15 protein-coding genes are annotated in these 23230 nt (G+C 72.0%); 4 read left to right on the top strand and 11 right to left on the bottom strand.

What is annotated here, in order from left to right; genetic code table 11:
• Positions 1-118 precede the first annotated feature (118 nt).
• Positions 119-712, bottom strand: a complete 594-nt coding sequence (locus ACFC0G_RS31100; RefSeq protein ID WP_073912906.1) for a hypothetical protein — start codon at positions 710-712, stop codon at positions 119-121.
• Positions 713-1102: 390 nt separating this feature from the next.
• Here ACFC0G_RS31100 and ACFC0G_RS31095 point away from each other — a divergent pair, with 390 nt between their 5' ends.
• Entirely contained in the window at positions 1103-1840 is a 738-nt protein-coding gene (locus ACFC0G_RS31095; RefSeq protein WP_376409536.1) for a class I SAM-dependent methyltransferase, read from the top strand.
• Positions 1841-1905: 65 nt separating this feature from the next.
• Here ACFC0G_RS31095 and ftsH read toward each other — a convergent pair whose 3' ends face one another.
• The 6 genes from ftsH to ACFC0G_RS31065 all read right to left on the bottom strand — a co-directional run bounded on the left by ftsH (position 1906) and on the right by ACFC0G_RS31065 (position 11995).
• Complete coding sequence (gene ftsH, locus ACFC0G_RS31090) at positions 1906-3831, bottom strand: ATP-dependent zinc metalloprotease FtsH (protein WP_376409533.1); 1926 nt, start codon at positions 3829-3831, stop codon at positions 1906-1908.
• 218 nt (positions 3832-4049) lie between these two features.
• Complete coding sequence (gene ffh, locus ACFC0G_RS31085) at positions 4050-5603, bottom strand: signal recognition particle protein (protein WP_376409531.1); 1554 nt, start codon at positions 5601-5603, stop codon at positions 4050-4052.
• A 143-nt stretch (positions 5604-5746) separates the two neighbouring features.
• Complete coding sequence (locus tag ACFC0G_RS31080; protein ID WP_376409528.1) at positions 5747-8347, bottom strand: [protein-PII] uridylyltransferase; 2601 nt, start codon at positions 8345-8347, stop codon at positions 5747-5749.
• Positions 8348-8367: 20 nt separating this feature from the next.
• Positions 8368-8706: a P-II family nitrogen regulator gene (locus ACFC0G_RS31075; protein WP_015036464.1), complete on the bottom strand. Its 339-nt coding sequence runs from the start codon at positions 8704-8706 to the stop codon at positions 8368-8370.
• Positions 8703-10046, bottom strand: a complete 1344-nt coding sequence (locus ACFC0G_RS31070; RefSeq protein ID WP_376409525.1) for an ammonium transporter — start codon at positions 10044-10046, stop codon at positions 8703-8705. Before ACFC0G_RS31070 ends, ACFC0G_RS31075 begins: the two co-directional genes overlap by 4 nt.
• 473 nt (positions 10047-10519) lie before the next feature.
• Positions 10520-11995 carry a hypothetical protein gene (locus tag ACFC0G_RS31065; RefSeq protein WP_376409809.1) on the bottom strand — a complete coding sequence of 492 codons (1476 nt, stop codon included), beginning with the start codon at positions 11993-11995 and terminating at the stop codon, positions 10520-10522.
• 427 nt (positions 11996-12422) lie between these two features.
• On the opposite strand from ACFC0G_RS31065, the gene ACFC0G_RS31060 reads away from it, so the two are divergent.
• Positions 12423-13076, top strand: coding sequence for a bifunctional DNA primase/polymerase (locus ACFC0G_RS31060; protein WP_376409522.1), 654 nt, complete (start codon positions 12423-12425; stop codon positions 13074-13076).
• 83 nt (positions 13077-13159) lie between these two features.
• Here the strand turns inward: ACFC0G_RS31060 and ftsY are convergent, their stop codons facing one another.
• Positions 13160-14368: a signal recognition particle-docking protein FtsY gene (gene ftsY, locus ACFC0G_RS31055; RefSeq protein WP_376409519.1), complete on the bottom strand. Its 1209-nt coding sequence runs from the start codon at positions 14366-14368 to the stop codon at positions 13160-13162.
• Positions 14369-14642: 274 nt separating this feature from the next.
• Between ftsY and ACFC0G_RS31050 the strand changes: the two genes are divergently transcribed.
• Positions 14643-16106 (top strand): cytosine permease, encoded by a 1464-nt coding sequence (locus ACFC0G_RS31050; protein ID WP_376409516.1) that lies wholly within the window; start codon positions 14643-14645, stop codon positions 16104-16106.
• 57 nt (positions 16107-16163) lie between these two features.
• Positions 16164-17135: an LLM class flavin-dependent oxidoreductase gene (locus tag ACFC0G_RS31045; protein ID WP_376409513.1), complete on the top strand. Its 972-nt coding sequence runs from the start codon at positions 16164-16166 to the stop codon at positions 17133-17135.
• An 87-nt stretch (positions 17136-17222) separates the two neighbouring features.
• On the opposite strand, the gene ACFC0G_RS31040 is transcribed toward ACFC0G_RS31045, so the two are convergent.
• The 3 genes from ACFC0G_RS31040 to ACFC0G_RS31030 all read right to left on the bottom strand — a co-directional run bounded on the left by ACFC0G_RS31040 (position 17223) and on the right by ACFC0G_RS31030 (position 22905).
• Positions 17223-18656, bottom strand: coding sequence for a sugar porter family MFS transporter (locus tag ACFC0G_RS31040; protein ID WP_376409511.1), 1434 nt, complete (start codon positions 18654-18656; stop codon positions 17223-17225).
• Between the two features lie 181 nt (positions 18657-18837).
• A complete protein-coding gene (gene smc, locus ACFC0G_RS31035) occupies positions 18838-22440 on the bottom strand; it encodes a chromosome segregation protein SMC (protein WP_376409508.1) in 3603 nt (1200 codons plus the stop codon).
• Between the two features lie 246 nt (positions 22441-22686).
• Entirely contained in the window at positions 22687-22905 is a 219-nt protein-coding gene (locus ACFC0G_RS31030) for a hypothetical protein (protein ID WP_055641131.1), read from the bottom strand.
• Positions 22906-23230 lie beyond the last annotated feature (325 nt).

Raw genomic sequence — 23230 nt, 5'->3', positions numbered from 1 at the left:
CGTCAGCCGGAGGAGAGAGGGGTCCTGTGCGACTGTCGAGTACAGCTGTCCATTGTGCCACACGCCGCCGGGTCGGCTGGCGGCGCCCATTGTCCGCGGGACAGGGAAGGGCGCCGGGTCAGCTGGCGGCGCCGACCGTCTCCGGGATGCGGAAGGGCTTGCCGCAGCCGCCGCAGACGATCGGGGCCTGAGCCAGGACGGACGGCACCACGCGGACGTTCCGCCCGCAGTCGCAGACGGCCTTGACGCGGACGCCGCCGCCGGAGGAGCCGTGCCGGGCGGCCGGTCCCCGGAAGGAGCGCTTCGTGTCGGCCGCGGTCGCGACCGTGTGGGCCTTGAGGGCCCGCTGGAGCCGCTCCATGGTGGGGCGGTACCGCCGCCGCGCCTCCGGGTTGAGCGTGACCAGGGAGAAGCCGCTGCTGGCGTGTGGCTCCTCGGGGTGGTCGAGCCCCATCTCCTCGGCGATCGCGAGGAATCTGCGGTTGTGGTACCGGCCGGCGCGGGAGGTGTCACGGACACCTCGGGCGGCGGCGATGCCGTGGACTGCCTCGTGGAGCAGTCGCTCGAAGGAGAGCTCGGCGCCGCAGGCGGACGAGGACTCTCCGATCAGGGACTCGGGCGCGGCAAGATCGGGCAGCTCGGGGTGGTGCCGCTGAATGTCGGCCCACGCCTGTGCCAGCTCTGCGGCGAGAACAGGTGGTGTCGTGCTCACGTCGTGTACAACGAGCCGATGTGCCCCCGGGTTCCATTCCGGGGCATCCCAAATATTTTGCACTTACCCGTCAGTTGCCGTTGATGCGTCCTGACGAGGGCCAGTGCGCCGATCTGCGGAGAAGCCGCGCAGTGGGCGTCAAGCCGGTGCGTAGTGACGCATACGCCCCGGCGCGCAGCCGTGGTGCTCACGCCCCCTGGAGGGGCTCCCGTTGCGTTCCGGGACGGGCGCGGGAAGCGTTGCAGGGACATTACCGGGTCGGCGCGTGGGAGCGCGCACCACCCCTCCCCCGGGGTGAATCGGTGCGGCGCGAGCACTGGACGCGGCCGGGGTTGCGCAGTTCCCTGACTACGGGGGGCTGTCGTCCAGGCACGGATTGGGGCTCTTTCCATGACACCTACGCTCGTCCCGCACCACCCCGCGCGTGACTGGGCCGAGATCCAGGAACGCATGCTCGTCCCGCTGTACGAGGCGGTGTACGACCGCGTCGGCGTGGGTGCGCGGTCCCGGGTGCTCGGGCTCGGCTCGGGCACCGGTCTGGCGCTGCTGATGGCGGCGGCGCGGGGCGCGCGGGTGGCCGGCGTGGACCGGGACCACGCGCGCGTGGAGCTGGCCCGGGAGCGTCTCCCGCAGGACGTGGTGGTCGCGGAGGACGTGCAGGGCGTACCGCGGGGCGACGGTCCGTACGACGTGATCACGGCGTTCCACGCGACGGACGGGCTGCTCCCCGCGCTCGCGGCGCTCACCCGTTCGGCGCAATCGGACGCGGTGGTCGTCCTCGCGGGGTGGGGGCCGCCGGAGCGGTGTGCCACGGAGCCGGTGCTGCGGGTCGCGGACCGGCTCGCGGACCGGCCGCCTTCGGTGCGGGCCGATCTGGACGGCCTGGTGGCCGGGGCGGGGCTCCGGCCCGCGGGTTCGGGGCGGGTCGCGTGCCCCTTCGGGTACGCGGACGGGACGAGCGCGGTGCGCGGCCTGCTGTCGACGGGCGCGTTCGACGAGGCCGTCCGGGCGACGGAGCTCTCGCAGGTGGAGAAGGAGATCGAGGAGGCGCTCGCGCCGTACGTCCGGGCGGACGGGACGGTGTGGATGCCGAACGTCTTCCGGTACGTGCTCGCCCGGGTGCGCTGAGACCCGGCGCTGAGACCCGGGGGCGAGGCCCGGCGGCGAGGCCCCTGCCGCGGCCCCCGCCGGGGTCAGTCGTCCTTGCCGGGCCGGACGACGCCGGCCGCGCGGTAGGCCGCGTCCTCCTCCAGGGTCTCGTTCGCGAGGAGGGCGGCGGCCAGGGCGTCCAGCTGGGCGCGGTGGTCGCGGAGCTGGCGTACGGCGCCCTCGTAGCACTCGTCGACGATGCGGCGCATCTCGGCGTCGACGGCGTCGAGCGTCGCGGGGGCCGCCGACAGGCCGTACGCCTGCTGGGCGTCGCTCGGGATGGCGGTGAGGCGGCCGACGCGCTCGCTCATGCCCCAGCGTCCCGCCATGCCCCGGGCGATGCTGGTGACCTGTTCCAGGTCGCTCTCGGCGCCGGTCGTGACGACGCCGAAGACGACCTGCTCGGCCGCCATGCCGCCGAGGGCGCCGATGATCCGGCCGCGCAGGTACTCCTCCGTGTAGGCGTACTTGTCGACGTCGGGCGTCGAGAGGGTGACGCCGAGGGCCCGGCCGCGCGGCACGATGGTGATCTTGCGGACCGGGTCCGCGCCCGGCTGGAGCATGCCGAGCAGGGCGTGCCCGCTCTCGTGGTACGCGGTGCGGCGCCGCTCCTCCTCCGGCATCACCAGGGGACGTTCGGCGCCGAGCTGGACCTTCTCCAGGGCGTCGGAGAGGTCGGACTGGGTGACGGCCTTCTGGTCGCGCTTGACCGCGAGGAGGGCGGCCTCGTTGGCGAGGTTGGCGAGTTCGGCGCCGGTCATGCCCGGGGTCGTACGGGCGACGTGCTCCAGGTCGACGCCCTTGGCGAGCGGGATCTCCCGGGTGTGGATCCTCAGGATGGCCTCGCGTCCGCCCCTGTCGGGCGGGTTGACGTGGACGATCCGGTCGAAGCGGCCCGGCCGGGTGAGGGCGGGGTCGAGGACGTCGGCGCGGTTGGTGGCGGCGAGGACGATGACGCCCTCGGAGCCGGTGAAGCCGTCCATCTCGGTGAGGATCTGGTTGAGGGTCTGTTCGCGTTCGTCGTGACCGCCCATGCCCGAACCGCCGCCCCGGGCGCGCCCGATGGTGTCGATCTCGTCGATGAAGATGATCGCCGGGGCGACCTTGCGGGCCTCGGCGAAGAGCTCGCGGACCCGGGAGGCGCCGACGCCCACGATCATCTCGATGAACTCGGAGGCGGAGGCGGAGAAGAAGGGCACTCCGGCCTCGCCGGCAACGGCGCGGGCGAGGAGGGTCTTGCCGGTGCCGGGAGGGCCGGCGAGGAGCACGCCCCGGGGCATCTTGGCGCCCATCTCGCGGTAGGCCTGCGGGTTCTTGAGGAAGTCGACGACGTCGTTGAGCTCGCCCTCGACCTCGTCGATGCCGGCGACGTCGGCGAAGGTGGTGCGCTTGCCGCCCTCCAGCTCGACGGGTTTGGGCGGGGTCTTGCGGCCGAGCATGCCGCCGCCCGCACCGCCCATGCCCGAGCTCATGCGGCGGGCGATGAACACCCACAGCACGATGAGCAGCAGCATCGGGGCGAGCGAGATGAGGAGGTTGGCGAGGAAGCTGCGTTCCTTGACGACCGGCTCGGCGGTGACGACGACGTTCTGCTTGGTCAGCTGCGCCCACAGGTCGTCGTCGGCGAAGGCGGGGCGCTGGGTGGTGAACTTGGTGTAGTCGCCCTTGCCGTCGGGGACGGGCTGCTTGTCCTTCAGCTGCCCCTGGATCGCGTCGCCCTTGGAGTAGATCTTCGTGACGTTCCCGGCGGCGACCTGCTTGTCGAACTCGGTGTACGAGATCGTCGGCCCGTCGCCCTCGTTGAAGAACGACAGGACGATGTTGGCGAGCAGGTAGACGACGAGTGCGGTGAGGATGAGCCCGCCCCAGCCGCCCGGCATCTTCTTCCTCTGCGGCGGCGGGGGCGGCGGGGCCCCTTCCGAGCGCCACGGCTGGTCCGTCCGGTCGCGCGGGGGTACGGGGTTGGCCACGTGACTCTCCTCGGGGCGCGGCGGCAGTGGCCCCAGTATCGAAGAGCGGGACGAACCCGGCATCGCGGGCGGGCCGGAGGGGTGAAAGGGAGAGTGAAAAGGGGCCCGGAGCGGTTTCACACCGCTCCGGGCCCCTCATGAGGCCTCACTCAGCCCGGACCTCACCGGGCTGGTCGGCCCGGACCTCACCGGACCGGTCGGCCCGGGACGTTCCTGGATCAGTTCATGAACTTCTTGAACTCGTCGGGGAGCTCGAAGTCCTTCGGGCTCTGGCCCGCGGCCGGGAGACCGAAGGCGCCGCCCTGCTGCGCCTGCTCGCGGCGCTCGGCCTCGGCCTGCTCCTCGGCCTTCCGCTTCATCGGGTTGCCGCTCTTGCGCTTGCCCTTGGCCTGCTTGATCTGCTTCTTCTGCCGGCCGGGGCCGCCACCCATGCCGGGCATGCCGGGCATCCCCGGCATGCCGCCGCCCTGGGCCATGCGGGACATCATCTTGCGGGCGTCGAAGAACCGCTCGACGAGGCCCTTCACCGCGCTGACCTCGACGCCGGAGCCCTTGGCGATACGGGCGCGGCGGGAGCCGTTGATGATGGTCGGGTCGTGGCGCTCGGCCGGGGTCATCGACTTGATGATGGCGCCGACACGGTCGACTTCCCGCTCGTCGATGTTGGCGATCTGCTCCTTCATCTGGCCCATGCCGGGCAGCATGCCGAGCAGCTTGGAGATGGAGCCCATCTTGCGGACCTGCTCCATCTGCGCCAGGAAGTCGTCGAGCGTGAAGTCCTGGCCCTTCTTCGACGCGAGCTTCGAGGCCATCTTGGCGGCCTCGTCCTCGTCGAAGGTCTGCTGGGCCTTCTCGATGAGGGAGAGCATGTCGCCCATACCGAGGATGCGCGACGCCATGCGGTCCGGGTGGAACGCGTCGAAGTCGTCGAGCTTCTCGCCGTTGGAGGCGAACATGATCTGCTTGCCGGTGACGTGCGCGATGGAGAGCGCGGCACCACCGCGGGCGTCGCCGTCGAGCTTGGAGAGCACGACGCCGTCGAAGCCGACGCCGTCGCGGAAGGCCTCGGCGGTGTTGACCGCGTCCTGGCCGATCATGGCGTCGACGACGAAGAGGACCTCGTCGGGGCTGACGGCGTCGCGGATGTCCGCGGCCTGCTGCATCAGCTCCTGGTCGATGCCGAGGCGGCCGGCGGTGTCGACGATGACGACGTCGTACATCTTGGTGCGCGCGAACTCGATGGAGTCCTTGGCGACCTGGACCGGGTCGCCGACGCCGTTGCCCGGCTGCGGGCCGTAGAACGCCACGCCCGCGCGCTCGGCGACGACGCCGAGCTGGGTGACGGCGTTGGGGCGCTGGAGGTCGCAGGCGACGAGCAGCGGGGAGTGGCCCTGGCTCTTGAGCCAGACGCCGAGCTTTCCGGCGAGGGTCGTCTTACCGGCACCCTGGAGACCGGCGAGCATGATCACGGTCGGGGCGGTCTTCGCGAACCGCAGGCGCCGGGTCTCGCCGCCGAGGATGGCGACGAGCTCCTCGTTGACGATCTTGATGACCTGCTGGGCCGGGTTCAGGGCCTGCGAGACCTCGATCCCGAGGGCGCGCTCCTTGACCTGCTTGATGAAGGACCGGACGACCGGCAGGGCGACATCCGCTTCGAGCAGCGCGATACGGATCTCGCGCGCGGTGGCGTCGATGTCCGCCTCGGACAGACGGCCCTTGCCGCGGAGGTTCTTGAAGGTCGCTGCAAGGCGGTCGGAGAGGGTATCGAACACGGCGGTCGCGGATCCTCAGGTGTCGGGGGCGGTCGGATTGCCCTCCAGGGTATCGGGCCGCTCGGAGGATGTGCCCCCGCCCACCGGATCCGGTGGGCGGGGGCGGGTCGGCGGGCGGGTCGGGCGGGCGGCGGACCAGGGGGTCAGCGCAGCGCCGATTCCAGTGCGCGGGCCAGGTCCACGGCCTCCTCGTCGGGGAGGAGGGAGCCGTCCGGACGGGTCACGTACAGGGTGTCGACGGCGTTCGCGCCCAGGGTGGAGACGTGGGCGCTGCGGACGCGGACGTCGGCTCCTTCCAGGGCGCGGCCGATGCGGTGGAGGAGGCCGGGGGCGTCCTGGGCGCGGACTTCGATGACGGTGGCGAGGCGGGAGTGGGCGGCGGCGACGGTGACGCGGGGCGGCGGGGCGGTGAGGCCGCGCCGGCGCGGGTAGGCGGCCTCGCGTTCGGCGAGGCGGGCGGGGATGTCGAGGGAGCCGTCGAGGGCGCGGACGAGGTCGGCGCGGAGGCGGGCGGCCTCGGGCAGGGAGCCGTACTCGGCGGCGACGCGCCAGTCGAGTACGAGGACGGCGCCGGAGCCGTCGCCGGAGCCGTCGCCGGATCCGGATCCAGGGCCGTCGCCGGATCCGGTTCCAGGGCCGTCGCCGATTCCGGCGGGGAGGTCGACGGCGCGGAGGTCGGCGGCGCGGACGGTGAGCCGGTGGAGGGCGAGGACTCCGGCGACGGCGGGGAGGACCCCGGGCTGGTCGGGCAGGGCGATGAGGAGTTCGACGCCGACGGGTTCGGGGGTGTCGGCGCCGGAGGCGCCGGAGGCGTCCGAGGCATCGGGAGCGTCGGGGGTGACGGGCTGCTCGGTGCGGGTGTGGAGGGTGAGGACGGGTTCGCCGGTGCGCAGGGCCTCGATCGCGAGGCGTTCCTGTTCGGCGCTGGGGGCGGCGGCCTCGGGGTCGGGGAGGGGTTCGCCCGCGAGGACGCCTGCGACCCGTTTGACCAGGTCGGCAACGAGGGAGGCACGCCAGGAGGACCAGGCGGCGGGGCCGGTGGCGAGTGCGTCGGCCTCGGTGAGGGCGTGCAGCAGTTCCAGGGTGCCGAGGGTGCCGACGGCGTCGGCGACGGACTGGACGGTGGCGGGGTCGTCGAGGTCGCGGCGGGTGGCGGTCTCGACGAGGAGCAGGTGGTGGCGGACGGCGGTGGCGATGATGCCGGTGTCGGTGCGGTCGAAGCCGATGCGGGTGGCGAGGTCGCGGGCGATGGTCTCGCCGGCGACGGAGTGGTCGCCGGGCCAGCCCTTGCCGATGTCGTGGAGGAGGGCGGCGACGAGGAGGAGGTCGGGGCGGCCGACGCGGCGGGTGAGGGAGGCGGCGCGTACGGCGGTCTCGACGAGGTGGCGGTCGACGGTCCAGGTGTGGACGGGGTTGCGCTGGGGGCGGCAGCGCACGCGCTCCCAGTCGGGGAGCAGCCGGGTGACGAGCCCCTCGGCCTCCAGGGCGTCCCAGACGGGCACGGTCGCCTCGCCCGCGCCGAGGAGGGTGACGAGTTCCTCGCGGGCCTCGGCGGGCCACGGTACGGGCAGGGGGCGGGCGGCGGCCGCGAGGCGGCGTACGGCGTGCAGGGAGATCGGCAGGCCGGACTGGGCGGCTGCTGCGGCGGCCCGCAGGGGCAGGACGGGGTCGCGTTCGGGTTTGGCGGCGAGGGCGAGGACGACTTCGCCGTCCATCTCGACGACGCCTTCGGCGAGGGGGGTGCGTTCGACGGGCGCCTTCGCGCCACCGACCCGTGCGCCACCCACCCGGCCGCCGGCCTTGGCGCCGCCCGAGCGGCCGCCGAGGAGGGTGCGCAGCCGGGGTCTGGCCGAGCGGGCCTTGAGGACGCGGTTGACCTCGCGCCAGGTGACGTCGGTGGCGTACGAGATGGTCCGGGCGGCCTCGTACACCTCGCGGAGCAGGGTGTCGGCGTCGAGGAGGCCGAGTTCCCGTGCGACCGCGTCCTGTTCCTGGAGGGCGAGCCGGTCGGTGGCCCGGCCGGTCACGAGGTGCAGGGCGTCGCGGGCGTCGAGGAGGCGGCGGCGGGCGCCGTCGAGCCCTTCGCGGGGGGCGTCGGCGAGCCAGGAGGCGGCGACCGCGCGGAGTACCTGGGCGTCGCGCAGGCCGCCTCTGGCCTCTTTGAGGTCGGGTTCGAGGAGGAACTGGAGCTCCCCCATGCGGTCGGCGCGCTCGCGGCAGAGTTCGTCGAGTTCGGGGAGGCGCCGGGGTGCCTGGTTGCGCCAGTCGGCGAGGACGGTGGTGCGCAGGGCGGCGACGAGGCCGACGTCGCCGGCGACGTGCCGGGCGTCGAGGAGGCCGAGGTGGACCTTGAGGTCCTCGCCGGCGGTGGTGCGGGCCTCGGCTGGGGTGCGGACGGAGTGGTCGAGGGCCATGCCCAGGTCCCAGACGGGGTACCAGATCCGGTCGGCGAGGGCGGCGACGGCGGCCTTGTCGGCGCTGCCGTCGTGGAGCAGGAGGAGGTCGAGGTCGCTGCGGGGGGAGAGTTCGGCGCGGCCGTAGCCGCCGACGGCGACGAGGGCGGTCCCGCGGGGCGGTGCGGCGGCGGCGAAGAGGGCGGCCAGCCAGTCGTCGGTGAGGCGGGCGAGGGCGGCACGGCGCGGCGGCCCGGACCGCTCCTTCTCGTCGAGAAGGAGCAGCCGGGCCGCCGCGTAACCGCCGGGTCCCGCATCGTCGTTCTGCGTACGCGCTTCGAGGCTCGTCACCCGGCGGCTCCTTCGTGTGCTTACAGTGCGTCCGGACCGCGTTCGCCGGTGCGGACCCGTACGGCGGTCTCGACCGGCACGCTCCACACCTTGCCGTCTCCGATCTTGCCGGTTCGGGCGGCCTTCACGACGACGTCGATGAGCTGTTCGGCGTCCTCGTCCTCGACGAGGACCTCGATGCGGATCTTGGGGACGAGGTCGACGGTGTACTCGGCGCCCCGGTAGACCTCGGTGTGGCCGCGCTGGCGTCCGTATCCGCTGGCCTCGGTGACGGTGAGGCCGTGGACGCCGAAGGCCTGGAGGGCCTCCTTGATCTCGTCGAGCCGGTGCGGCTTGACGACCGCGGTGATGAGCTTCATGCGTCCACCTTCTTGTTCGCCGTGACGGCCGGGGCGGGGGCGGTGGAGCGCGAGGACGCGCCGCCACCGGCTCCGCTGAAGTCGTACGCGGTCTCGGCGTGCTCGACCTGGTCGATGCCGGAGACCTCGTCGTCCTCGCTGACCCGCATCCCCATCGTCTTGTCGATGATCAGGGCGAGGACCGCGGAGGCGATCAGAGAGTAGGCGAGGACGGCGAGGACTCCGACGGCCTGCTTGCCGAGCTGGTCGAGGCCGCCGCCGTAGAAGAGGCCCTTGGCCTCGGACTGGACGCCGCCGGTGGCGAAGAGGCCGACGAGGAGGGAGCCGATGACACCGCCGACGAGGTGGACGCCGATGACGTCGAGGGAGTCGTCGTAGCCGAACTTGTACTTGAGGCCGACGGCCATGGCGCAGAGCAGGCCGGCGATGGCGCCGACGGCGATCGCGCCGAGCGGGCTGACGGCGCCGCCGGACGGGGTGATGGCGACGAGGCCGGCGACGGCGCCGGAGGCGGCACCGAGGGTGGTGAAGGAGCCGTGGCGGACCTTCTCGTACGCGAGCCAGGCGAGCATGGCGGCGGCGGTGGCGACCTGGGTGTTGACGAACATCACGGCGCCGACGCCGTCGTCGTTGCCGAGCCACGAGCCGGCGTTGAAGCCGAACCAGCCGAACCAGAGAAGACCGGCGCCCAGCATGACCAGCGGGAGGCTGTGCGGGCGCATCGGGTCCTTCTTGAAGCCGACGCGCTTGCCGATGACGAGGATCACGCCGAGGGCCGCGGCACCGGCGTTGATGTGGACCGCCGTACCGCCGGCGAAGTCGATGACGCCCAGCTCGAAGAGCCAGCCGCCGGCGCCCCAGACCCAGTGGGCGACGGGGAAGTAGACGACGGTGACCCAGAGGGTGATGAAGAGGGCCCAGGCGGTGAACTTGACGCGGTCGGCGAGGGCGCCGCTGATCAGGGCGGGCGTGAGGATCGCGAACATCAGCTGGAAGACGGCGAAGACGTAGACCGGGATGGTGTAGCCGTCCCAGAGCTCGGTGACGCCGATGCCGCTGAGGCCGACGTACTCGGAGGACCAGCCGATGATCGATCCGATGTCGGTGCCGAAGGCGAGGCTGAAGCCGAAGAGCACCCAGAGGATCGTGACGATCCCGAGGCTGATGAAGCTCATCATCAGCATGTTCAGGGTGGACTTGACGCGGACCATGCCTCCGTAGAAGAAGGCGAGAGCCGGGGTCATCAGCATGACCAGGGCTGAGCAGATGAGCATGAACCCGGTGTTGGCGGCAGACAGCTCGGGGGCGTCTGCTGCCAGGGTCGTGATGGCTGGTGCCATCGGCGTCTCCTCGTCGTCAATGCGGCCTGTGCGGGGCGGGGCCGGGGAGCGGTCGGCCGTGAGGGGCGTGGCCGGTTATGGGCCAGAGATTCGCGCAGCGCGGTTTCCGCCGATGCCGCTCGATGTTTCGGCGCAGTGACGAAGGGGTGGGGCGTGTTACGCGACCGTGAACGGCCGGGTCACGGGGATGTAACGGCCTCGTTCTCCCGAAGTCGCCCCTCGACGACCGCGGCCATGAATTGACGAGCCACGACGGCGATCAGCCACCTCCGCGAGAGCGGCGCCGGTTTAGGCGCAAAAAGGGGACCGGCCGCGCCGGCGTCCGTGTGACCTTGCGGCGGGGGAGCCGAGTCGGGCAGTACGGGACGTCCGGCGCGGCCGGGGTCTGGAGGGGCCGCCCGGTGCGGGGCGGGGCCGTGCGAGGGGCTCCGGGAGGGGCGCGGGAAGCGCCTCGGGCGGGGCGCGGGAGGGGGTCAGACCGCTTCGGCGGCCTCGGGCAGGAGCTGGGTGAGCCGGTCGGTGAGCTGGACGACCTCGGCGACGTCGCTGTAGTTGCGGGCGGCGTGGTCGACGGTCTTGCGGAGCCGGGTGTTGACGCGCTCGGAGCGGATGCTGCGGGCGACGCCGAGGGCCTTCTCCGCGAGGACGACGGACTGCTCGGGCTCGCGCTTGAGGAGGTGGACCGTGGCCATGCCGATCAGGTTGAGCGCGTACGACCGCTGGTGGTCGGGGTCCTTCTCGAAGAGCTCGACGGCCCGCTCCATGACGGGTTCGGCGAGGGAGGCGTAGGTCGGGGAGCGGCCGGCGACATAGGCGAGGTCGCGGTAGGAGTGGGAGTTCTCGCCGTTGAGCTCGGCCTCGGAGAAGAAGCCGATCCAGTCGGGCTCGGGCTCGCCGTCGAGGCCGACGTCGGAGAAGGTGTCCTCGGCCATCCGCACGGCCCGCTTGCACTTGGAGGGCTGGCCCATGTTGGCGTAGGCGCGGGCCTCCATCGCATACAGCATCGCCTGGGTGCGGGAGGTGGCGCAGTCGCGACTGCCGTACTGGGCGAGGTGGATGAGTTCGAGGGCGTCGTCGGGCCGGCCGAGGTGGATCATCTGGCGGCTCATGGAGGACAGGATGTACGAGCCGAGGGGCTTGTCGCCGGCCTCCTTGGCGGCGTGCAGCGCGAGCACGAAGTACTTCTGGGCGGTGGGCTGGAGGCCCACGTCGTAGCTCATCCAGCCGGCGAGTTCGGCGAGTTCGGCGGCGCAGGTGAAGAGGCGCTTGGCGGTGGCGGCGGGCTGGGGCTCCTGGAGGAGGTCGGTGACCTCGTGGAGCTGTCCGACGACGGCCTTGCGGCGCAGTCCCCCGCCGCACTGGGCGTCCCACTTGCGGAACATGGCGGTGGTGGATTCGAGGAGGTCGAGCTCGATGTCGGAGAGCCGGTTGGGGCGGCGGCTGTCGGCGAGGGACTCGGGGCGCTCGATGTCGGTGACCGGGGTGGGGACGAGCCAGCGCTGCATGGGCTCGATGAGAGCGGGTCCGGCGGCGAGGGAGAGCGAGGAGCCGAGGAAGCCGCGCCGGGCGAGCATGAGGTCGCTGCGGGAGAACTCGCTGAGCAGGGCGACGGTCTGCGGCCCGGCCCAGGGCAGGTCCACGCCGGAGACCGACGGCGACTGGTGGGCGGTGCGCAGGCCGAGGTCCTCGACGGCGACGACGGAGCCGAAGCGCTCGGAGAACAGCTCGGCGAGGATCCGCGGGATGGGCTCGCGGGGCTGCTCGCCGTCGAGCCAGCGGCGGACGCGCGAGGTGTCGGTGGAGATGTGGTGCGCGCCCATCTGGCGCGCCCTGCGGTTCACCTGACGTGCCAGTTCGCCCTTGGACCAGCCGCTGCGCACGAACCACGAGCCCAGCTGCTCGTTCGGGCGCTTGCCGGCAGTCGTACCGTCTGCGCCGTTGCCGCCCACTGGAACGCCCCCATCCACCTGATTGCCTGTCATGCGAACCCCTATCAGAATGCCGCCTCGCACGGCCGCTCGTCCGGGGTTCTGACTCCTTCGAACTGGAAACCGGGTTGCCTCCGGCATACCCGTGCGCGCAAGCGGCCCCGGGGTTCGAGTACCGAAAGTAACCCTACGATCACCTCTCCCGTGAGGGCGATTCAAGAAACGCCACCATTCGCCACCCCTTCGAATGAACTCGCCACGCGTCGGACGCGATTCACTTGACATGCGACGAACCGGAGTCGGCGGACGGATGCGCGGAGAGGCGTGCGCGACGGCCCGCACCACCCCGCCCGCGACCGCACGCCACATACGGCGACGGATCGTGACCAAAGGTGACGACGACGCTCCGGGTCGTAACCACCGGCGCGTTCGACCCGTTGGAGGGGGCATGGGCTTCACGATCGGCGGCATTCGTGAGATGCGGTCCGGCGCACGCCGCCGCGTACGCACCACGGAGTGCACAGCGGTGGCCGAATACACGGGACTGTGGGGCTGGGACGTGGTCCCCGGGGCACGGGCGGCGTCCGGCCGGTGCTCCTGCGGGGATCCGGCGTGTACGGCTCCGGGGGCGCATCCGCTCTCCTTCGCCGCGCCGGTCCCGGCGGGCGCCGGCCTCGACGACGCGACGAAGGCCTGGGCGGAGTACCCGGGGGCGGCGCTGATGCTTCCGGTGGGCCGGGCCTTCGACGTGATCGAGGTCGCGGAGGCGGCGGGCCGCCGGGCGCTCGTCCGGCTGGAGCGCATGGGGCTGCCGCTGGGTCCGGTGTGCGCGACGCCGACGGGCCGGGCGCGGTTCTTCGTGGCGCCGGGCGCGGCGGCCGAGCTGCCGCGGCTGCTCTACCGGATGGGCTGGGACGACGCCGATCTGGACCTGCACTGTCTGGGGCCCGGCGCCCACATCACCGCTCCCCCGTCGGATCTGGGCGGGCTCGGGCCGGTGCGCTGGCTGCGGCCGCCGACCCTGGACACGGCGGGCGCCCCGCCGGAGGCGCGGCTGCTGCTCGGGACGCTGGCGTACATCTGTCACCGGACGCACTTCTGAGGACGCACTTCTGACCCTCGGACACGCGTGAGGGCCCCCGCCGGTTCGTGGCGGGGGCCCTCACGTGTGTTCCCGTACGGCGGTCAGTCGCCGATCAGGGCGTCGACGAAGGCACCCGGCTCGAACGGGGCCAGGTCGTCCGGGCCCTCGCCCAGGCCGATCAGCTTGACCGGGACGCCCAGCTCGCGCTGGACGGCGACGACGATGCCGCCCTTGGCGGTGCCGTCGAGCTTGGTCAGGACGATGCCGGTGATGTCGACGACCTCGGCGAAGACGCGGGCCTGGATGAGGCCGTTCTGGCCGGTGGTGGCGTCGAGGACGAGGAGGATCTCGTCGAGCGGGCCGTGCTTCTCGACGACGCGCTTGACCTTGCCGAGCTCGTCCATGAGGCCGGTCTTGGTGTGGAGGCGGCCGGCGGTGTCGATGAGGACGACGTCCGCGCCCTCGGCGATGCCCTCCTTGACCGCGTCGAAGGCGATCGACGCCGGGTCGCCGCCCTCGGGCCCGCGCACGGTGCGGGCGCCGACGCGCTCGCCCCAGGTCTGGAGCTGGTCGGCCGCGGCGGCCCGGAAGGTGTCGGCGGCGCCGAGCACGACGGACTTGCCGTCGGCGATCAGGACGCGGGCCAGCTTGCCGGTGGTGGTGGTCTTGCCGGTGCCGTTGACGCCGACGACCATGACCACGCCCGGGACGTCCGACGGGCTCTCGGTGTGCACCGTGCGGTCGAGGTCGGGGCCGAGGAGGGCGATCAGCTCCTCGCGGAGCAGGCCGCGCAGTTCGTCCGGGGTGCGGGTGCCGAGCACCCTGACCCGCTCGCGCAGCCGCTCGACGAGCTCCTGCGTGGGGGCGACGCCGACGTCGGCGGTGAGAAGGGTTTCCTCGATCTCCTCCCAGGTGTCCTCGTCGAGGTGCTCGCGGGACAGGAGCGTCAGGAGCCCCTTGCCGAGCGAGTTCTGGGAGCGGGCGAGCCGGGCACGGAGCCGTACGAGACGGCCGGCGGTCGGCTCGGGCACCTCGATCGCGGGAGCCTCGGGCTCCTCGACGACCGGGGCCTCGGCGACCGGGGCCTCCTCGGGGAGCTCGACCTCCTCGACCGTGCGGCGTGGTTCCTCCCGCGGCGTCTCCGCCTCCTCGCCGACGTGCGGTTCGGCGGGCGGAGCGGTGATGGTCGGCGTGGTGGACGGCGGCTCGGCCGGCGGCAGCTGCTTCTTCTTGCGGCCGCTGATCACGAGCCCGCTCGTCACGGCGACCGCGACGACCAGAGCGATGACTACAGCAAGGATGAGTTCCATAACTCAACCAGTATGGCGTGACCTCGCCCGTGCCCCCTCGTTCTCCCGGCGAGGGCCTGCCCCTCCGGGCCGGGCTGGTCCGCCGTTCGGCCGAGCGCCGACGAGAAGCCCCTAGGGGCGGAGTCACAACGGGACCAGTATCGGATCCCGTCCAGGTGCGCGAGGCGCACCCAAGGGGTGCGTCAGCCCATTCTGTGGGCTGACGCACCCTTTGCTTGTTAGGCCGCGAATGTACGATGTTCGAACCCCCCACACATTCGTACGGAGTACCCCCATGTCCCACGACGCCTCCGAAGGCGCAGGCGCGACGCACGACGGCGCGATGGAGACCCGCGGTCTCGAGCCCGTCCCCGACGCCGAGCGGACCGGTCGGGTCCGCGAGCTGTTCCCGACCTGGGTCGCGGCCAACATCAGTGTGCTGCTGCTCACGATGGGTGCCGGTCTGATCGTCTTCAACGGCCTGAACTTCTGGCAGGTCCTGACCGTGGCGATCGCCGCGCCCGTGCTCTCGTACGGGATCGTCGGGCTGATCTCGATCGCGGGGAAGCGCGGCGGCGCGCCCGGCATGGCGCTGTCGCGGGCCGTGTTCGGTCAGCGCGGAAACCTTTTTCCTGGTGCGCTGATCTGGGTCGCCCGCTGGGGCTGGGAGACCATCAACGCGGTGACCGGCGCCTACGCGGTGCTGACCGTGCTCGACCTGCTCTTCGGCGTGAAGTCGAACACGCTCCTCATCGTGGTGACGCTGCTGCTCTTCGTCACCTGCACCTTCCTGGTCTCGGGTCTCGGGATCAACGCGCTGCGGGTGTGCAGCAAGTGGTCCACGTACGTCTTCGGCGCGTTCTCCGTCCTCGTCCTGGTCTATCTGGTGGCGAACACCGACTGGTCCGCGGTCTTCGACAAGCCGGCCGGTTCGACCGCGATGATGGTCGCCGGCATCGGCACGATCGCGGCCGGCGGCATCAGCTGGGTCCCCTCGGGCCCCGACTTCACCCGCTACCTGCCCCGTACGGCCTCCTCGAAGGCGATGGTCGGCTCGACGATCGGCGGCGCCGGGATCGTGGTCCTGCCGATGGTGCTGATGGGCGCGGTGATGGCGGTGTCCACGCCGGACCTGGCCTCGGCGCAGGACCCGGTCTCCTTCATCGGCGAGCTGCTCCCGATGTGGATCTCCGTGCCGTACCTGGTGGTCGCCCTGCTCGGGATGCTGCTGATCAACTCGATGTCGATGTACTCGGCCGGGTTCACGGCGCAGACGCTGGGCATCAAGGTGTCGCGCGCCGCGGCGGTCAGCGTGAACGCCGTGATCAGCCTGGTCTTCGGCTTCCTGCTGATGGTGGTGGCGACCAGCTTCATCGGTTCATTCATCTCCTTCCTCACCCTGCTCGCGGTGGCGTTCTCGGCCTGGATCGGGGTCTTCGGCGTGGACATGCTGCGCCGGACGTCGTACGACGCGGTGGCGCTGATGGACACCACCAGGACCAGTGCCTACTGGTACCGGGGCGGCTTCGCGTGGCAGGCGATGACGGCGTGGGCCGTGGCGCTGCTCGTGGGCCTGCTGTTCACGAAGGTCGACTGGTTCTCGGGTCCGCTGGCCTCGTCGTGGATCGGTGAGAACGGCCTCGGCTGGGCGGCGACGATCGTGGTGGCGGGCGCGCTGTACGCCGTGCTGCCGCGGACTCCCGCTCCCGGGAAGGCTTCGGCGGAGCCCGCCGAGGCGCGCGAGACCGTATCCATCTGACGCTACGTCAGATAACGTCCCCCTTCGCCGGATCCCACGAGCGGAGGGGGACTTCCCATGCCCTTCACAGTCGTACGGTTCAACCTCGTCGACCCGCACGCGACCCCCGTCTCCCTCGCGGCCCGCTACCGGGCCGCCGTCGAGATGGCCGCCCACGCCGACGCGCACGGGGTCGACACCGTCCAGACCGAGGAGCACCACGGCGTCGCGAACAACTGGCTGCCCTCGCCCTTCGCCTTCGCGGGCGCGGTCTTCGGGGCGACGAAGAGGATCGCGGTCACCGTCTCGGCGATCATCGGGCCGCTGCACGACCCGCTGCGGCTGGCCGAGGACATCGCGGTCCTGGACCTGCTGAGCGGGGGCCGGCTGGTGACGGTGGCGGGGATCGGCTACCGGCCGGAGGAGTACGAGGAGCGCGGGGTCGACTGGGGCCGGCGCGGGAAGCTCCAGGACCTGCTCCTGGAGACCCTGCTGACGGCCTGGAAGGGCGAGCCCTTCACGTATCAGGGCCGTACGGTACGGGTCACCCCGCGGCCGCTCACCCAGCCGCATCCGATGCTCCTTGTCGGGGGCTCGTCGCGGGCGGCGGCACGGCGGGCGGCCCGGCTCGGGCTGCCGTTCTTCCCGAGCGCGCACCTGCCGGAGCTCGACGCGTACTACCGGGAGCGGTGCGCCGAGTACGGCACGGAGGGCTGGACGATGATGCCGGCCGAGGAGACGCCGCTGCTGCACCTGTCGGAGGATCCGGACCGGACCTGGGCGGAGTACGGGGAGCACTTCCTGCACGAGGCGCGGACGTACGCCTCCTGGCAGTCGAAGGACATCCGGTCGGCGGTGCGGTCGGCGGCGACGACGGTGGAGGAGCTGCGCGCGGAGGGGGTCTACCGGGTGGTGACCCCGGAGGAGTGCGTGGCACTCGGTCTGGAGAGCCTGGTGCTGCATCCGCTGTGCGGCGGGATGCCGGTCGAGGAGGGGTGGCGGAGCCTGCGGCTGTTCTGTGACGGCGTACTGCCCGGGCTCAAGGCGTGACGACGCCTCACGGCGTACTGCCCCGGCTCAAGGCGTGAGGCCTCGGGCCGGGGCAGTTCCGTGGGTGAGGAGAGGGGCAGCGGGGGGTTAGCCCATCTCCTCCAACGCCTTGCCCTTGGTCTCCTTGACGTACCGGAGCACGAAGGGGATCGAGAGCACGGCGAAGAACGTGTAGATCATGTAGGTAGCGGAGAGGTTCCAGTCCGCGAGCGACGGGAAGCTCGCGGTGATGGCCCAGTTGGCGATCCACTGGGCGGAGGCGGCGACGCCCAGGGCGGCGGCGCGGATCCGGTTGGGGAACATCTCGCCGAGGAAGACCCAGACCACGACGCCCCAGGAGAGGGCGAAGAAGAGGACGAAGACGTGGGCGGCGACGAGCGCCACGACGCCCTGGGTCTCGGGGAGCTTGCCGTCGACGAGGTCGGCGGAGAAGGCCCAGGCCTCGAAGGCGAGGGCGATCGCCATGCCGACGGAGCCGACGAGGGCGAGCGGCTTGCGGCCGACGCGGTCGACCAGGACCATCGCGATCACGGTGCCGATGATGTTGATGATCGACGTGGTGAACGAGTAGAAGAACGAGCTGGACGGGTCGATGCCGACGGACTGCCACAGCGTCGAGGAGTAGTAGAAGGCGACGTTGATGCCGACGAGCTGCTGGAAGACGGAGAGTCCGATGCCGACCCAGACGATGGGCAGCAGCTTGAAGCGGCGGCCGGCGACCATCAGGTCCTTGAAGGTGGACTTGTGCTCGCTGCGCATGGCCCGGTCGATCTCCTCGACGCGCGCGTCGAGGTCGACGCCGTGCCCCTCGACCTCGGCGAGGACCTCCTTGGCCCGGTCGGTCTTGCCGACGGAGATGAGGAAGCGCGGGGACTCGGGGATGGCGAAGGACAGCATGCCGTAGAGGAGCGCGGGGACGACCATCACGCCGAGCATCCACTGCCAGGCCTCGAGCCCGCCGATCTCGCCGCGTTGGTCCCCGTCGGCGAGCTGGAGGATGCCGTAGTTGACCAGCTGGGAAATGGCAATGCCGATGACGATCGCGGCCTGCTGGAAGGAGCCGAGGCGGCCGCGGTAGGCGGCGGGGGCGACCTCGGCGATGTACGCGGGGCCGATGACCGAGGCCATGCCGATGGCGAAGCCGCCGATGACGCGCCAGAAGGCCAGGTCCCAGAGGGCGAAGGGCAGGGCGGAGCCGACGGCGCTGACGGCGAAGAGGACCGCGGAGATCTGCATGCAGCGGATGCGGCCGATGCGGTCGGCGATCCGGCCGGCGGTCGCGGCGCCGATGGCGCAGCCGATCAGCGCGATGGCGATGACCTGGGCGAGCGTGCCGGAGCCGATGTCGTAGCGGTCGCGGATCGCCTCGACGGCGCCGTTGATGACGGAGCTGTCGTAGCCGAAGAGGAAGCCGCCCATCGCGGCGGAGGCCGTGATGAAGATGACGTGGCCGAGGTGGTCAGGATGGGCCGCTCGGCCTTCGGACGGCGGCGGCGTGGGCGCCTGCGCGGTACTGGTCACATGGACTCCTGGGTGGGGGGCAAGCCCTTCCAGTGGCGCACAACTTCACGCCGCTCACCACGTGAAGGTAAAAGCAACGTTGCAGAGACTATGCCTTCAAGTTTCGAAGTCAATAGTCGATGTCGTATGACTTTATAGACGCGGCGAGGTTCCTTAGGTTCAAGACTTGAAGTGACGAACCTCAGCGGAGTCGCTGGCTGATCACCTTCGAGACGCCGTCGCCCTGCATGGACACGCCGTACAGCGCGTCCGCGACCTCCATCGTCCGCTTCTGGTGCGTGATCACGATCAGCTGCGAGGACTCCTGGAGCTCCTCCATGATCCGGATCAGCCGCTGGAGATTGGTGTCGTCGAGCGCCGCCTCGACCTCGTCCATCACGTAGAACGGGCTGGGCCTGGCCTTGAAGATCGAGACGAGCAGCGCCACGGCCGTGAGCGACCGCTCGCCGCCGGAGAGCAGCGAGAGCCGCTTGACCTTCTTGCCCGGCGGACGGGCCTCCACGTCGACGCCGGTGGTGAGCATGTTGCCCGGGTCGGTGAGGACGAGACGGCCCTCGCCGCCCGGGAAGAGCCGCGAGAAGACGCCCTCGAACTCCCTGGCCGTGTCCCGGTACGCCTCCGTGAAGACCTGCTCGACCCGTACGTCGACCTCCTTCACGACCTGAAGGAGGTCGGTCCGGGTCTTCTTCAGGTCCTCCAGCTGCTCGGAGAGGAACCGGTGCCGCTCCTCCAGGGCCGCGAACTCCTCCAGGGCCAGCGGATTGACCTTGCCGAGCTGGTGGTACGCCCGTTCGGCGGCTTTGAGCCGCTTCTCCTGCTCCGAACGGACGAACGGGCGCGGCCGGGCCTGCGGGTCGTCGGAGCCGTCCTCGGAGCCGTCCTCGGAACCGGAGCCGCCCTCGGCGCCGGAGCCGGAGCCGGCCTCGGCGTCCACGGACGGTGACGGGGGTACGGGCTGGTCGGGGCCGTACTCGGCGACCAGCGCGGTCGCCTCCACCCCGAACTCCTCCAGGGCCTTCGCCTCCAGCTGTTCGATCCGCAGCCGCTTCTCCGCACCGAGCACCTCGCCCCGGTGGACCGAGTCGGTCAGCTTGTCGAGCTCGGCCTTGAGGTCCCGGGCCCGGGCGCGGGCCACCGTGAGCCCCTGCTCACGATCCCCCCTCGCCGCCTGGGCCGCCACCCGTTCCCGCTCGGCGCGGACGAGCGAGACCTCGACGTGGGCCAGGAGCCCGCGGGCTCCGGCGGCGACCGCGCCCGCGACCCGTCGCTCGTGCCGGAGGCGGGCCCGGCGCTGCTCGGCACGCGCGCGTGCCTCGCGTTCGGCGCGGGCGGCCCGGTCGAGGGAGTCGGCCCGCCCGGCGAGTGCCTTGACCCGCTCCTCGTGGGTACGGACCTGGAGCCGCGCCTCCATCTCGGTCTGGCGCGCGTTGGAGCCGTCGACGGAGAGCCGGTCGCGGACGGAGGTGTCGGGCTCGTCCTCCCCGTCCCCGAAGGCGGTGGCCTCCTGGGCGACGAGGAGCCGTTCGGCCAGTTCCTCCGCCTCGCCGACGGCCTTCTCCAGGGCCTCCTGGGCGCGGGCGACGGCCGCCGCGGTCCGCTCGGCCTCCCCCGCCGCTCCCCTGGCCTGCCCGGCGAGCCGTCCCAGCTCCTTGGCGACGGCCGACTTCTCCCGCTCGGCGGCCCGGCGGCTCGCGTCCAGCTCCTCGACGAGCGCCCCCGCGGTACGGCGCCGCTCGTCGGCCTCGCGCTGTGCGGTGGTCAACGCCTGGCACCGTACGGTCAGTTCGTCGAGCTCGGCGGCGGCTTCGGCCACCGAGGCCCGGACTTCCAGCAGGCTGGGCGCGCCGGCGGAGCCGCCGTGGGCGAAGTGCCCGCCGAGCAGGTCCCCTTCGGCGGTGACGGCGGTCAGGCCGGGCCGGGACCTGACCAGCTCCTCGGCCTCGTCGAGGCCGTCGACGACGACCACTCCGGCCAGCAGGCGGCGGACGGCGGGCAGGAGTTCGGCGGGGCCGCGCACCAAGTCGGCGGCGCTCCGGCAGCCCTCGGCGCCGGCGGCGGGGGACGGTTCCGGGGCGCCGGTCAGGAGGAGGGAGGCGCGGCCCGCGTCCTGCTTGCGGAGGAGGCGGAGGGCCTCGGCCGCGGCGGCCGGTCCGGTGGCGGCGACCGCGTCGGCGGCGGCGCCGAGGGCGGCGGCCACGGGGATCTCGTATCCCGGGGTGACGGTGAGAAGTTCGGCGGCGGGGCCGAGGAGTCCGGTGACGCCCGCGGAGAGCAGGGCGCCCGTGCCGTCCTTGCGGCGCAGGCCGAGGGCGAGGGTGTCGTGCCGGGCGCGGGTCGCGGCCCGGGTCCGTTCGGCGGTGCCGAGCGCGTCGCGGGCGGCGCCCAGTTCGGCCTCGGCGTCGGCCCGTTCGCGGCGGGCCGCCTCGTACCGCTCGCCGTGTTCGCCGTCCGCGGCGTCGAGGCCCTCGACCTCGGCCGTGAGCTGCTCGTACTCCTCCTGGGCGGCGACCGCCCGCTCCGCCGCCTCGTCGCGGGCGGCGGCCAGCCGGTCGATCTCGGCCTGGGCGGCGGCGGCGCGCGAGCGGGCCGCGTTGACCTGGCCGTGGAGCCGGGCGAGGCCCTCGCGCCGGTCGGCAATGGCCCGGGCCGCGTCCTTGAGGCGGCGTTCCTCCGCCGTCAGGGCGCGTTCGAGCTCCGCGCGGTGGGCGACGGTGTCCTCCAGGGCGCGCTCGGCCGCGTCCAGGGCGGCTTCGAGCTCGGCCTCCTGCTCGCGGACGCGGGCGGCCTCCCGCTCCAGGTCCTCGGGGTCGCGGCCGCGCCGCTCCTCGGCGGGGGCGTCGTCGGCGCTCTTCACGCGCGCGTCGGCGAGGGAGATCGTGCCGCGGACCCGTTCGGCGAGCTGCGAGAGGGCGTACCAGCTCTGCTGGGCTCGTTCGAGCCGGGGCGCGAGGGCGCCGACCTCGGCTTCGAGTTCCGTCTCGCGGGCGAGCGCGGTGCGCAGCGCGGTCTCGGTGGCCTCCTTGCGGGCGAGGAGCGCCGCCTCGTCGGCGACCTCGGCGGTGAGCGCACGCTGGAGCCGGGCCAGGTCGTCGGCGAGGAGGCGGAGGCGGGCGTCGCGGAGGTCGGCCTGGATGACGACGGCGCGGCGGGCGACGGCGGCCTGGCGGCCGAGGGGCTTGAGCTGGCGGCGCAGTTCGTCGGTGAGGTCCTGGACGCGCGCGAGGTTGGCCTGCATCGCGTCCAGCTTCCGCAGCGCCTTCTCTTTCCGCTTGCGGTGCTTGAGGACTCCGGAGGCCTCCTCGATGAAGGCGCGGCGGCCCATCGGGTCGGCGTGCAGGACGGAGTCGAGCTGTCCCTGGCCGACGATGACGTGCATCTCGCGTCCGATGCCGGAGTCGGAGAGCAGGTCCTGGATGTCGAGCAGGCGGCAGGTGTCGCCGTTGATCTGGTACTCGCTGCTGCCGCCCCGGAACATGATCCGGGTGATGGTGACCTCGGCGTAGTCGATGGGCAGCGCGCCGTCGGAGTTGTCGATGGTCAGCGAGACCTCGGCGCGGCCGAGCGGCGGGCGCCCGGTCGTGCCGGCGAAGATGACGTCCTCCATCTTGCCGCCGCGCAGCGACTTGGCACCCTGTTCGCCCATGACCCAGGACAGGGCGTCCACGACATTGGACTTGCCCGATCCGTTGGGCCCCACGACACAGGTGATCCCGGGTTCGAACCGCAGGGTCGTGGCCGAGGCGAACGACTTGAATCCGCGGAGGGTCAGGGCCTTGAGGTGCACCCCGGGGACTCTACCGGGGCAGGCGCGTTTCACCCGCGAAGGTGTAGGGCAGATCATCGGGTGAGGAGGGGTGGCCAGGTAGGGGCCGGGGGCGGGCCGTGGGGGAAACGGCGGGTGAAAGAAAGAAGGGACGCCGAAGCGCCCCTTGCATATCCAGCTGTGCTGTGTGCCCGGCTACGTCGACGTGGATCGTGAGTCGGCGGTGCCGACGGAGTGTTTCCCACCTGGCCCCTGAGGGCTGGGTTGTCAGGTGAGCGCAGGCTCCGCCTGGGGTACGTCGAGGTCGATGCTGTCGAGCAGCGACTCTCCCTGGTGCTGAGCGGCGGCAGCCGCGAGCGTGTCGTTCTCGGACTGGATCCGAACCAGCTCGGATTCCAGGTCCTGGACACGCTGCTGAAGCCGTCGCATCTCGGCGAGGAGTCGCGGGTCGGAGCCGCCGACGTAACCGAGAAGCGCCTTTGCCATGATGGATGGTCCTCCACACTGAGTGACCGACCGATTGCGGTGTGGGTCGTGAGGGATTCGCACCCGCGGTGCTCGGCAGTGCGTCGTGCCGGTTCTTTACTGCCAAACAGCTAAGGTGCGCGGGGATTCCAGCGTCTCACCAAAAAGTTTGACGGTCAACACGATCACGCCCCGTTTGAAGGGGCGACAGGGGAGTGGGCGGCCGCTCGACGCGCGGCGGCGCCTCTCGACCCGGTGCCTCGGGGCGTGGCGATCATCCTTTACGGGCAGCCTTCCACGGCGCGCACTTCTTGGCAACCACCAGGGAGTTCTCCCGCCACACCCC

Origin of the sequence: Streptomyces sp. NPDC056169, from assembly GCF_042268445.1 — a bacterium.
Taxonomy (GTDB): Bacteria; Actinomycetota; Actinomycetes; order Streptomycetales; family Streptomycetaceae; genus Streptomyces.
This window is presented reverse-complemented; position numbering and strand designations above follow the sequence as displayed.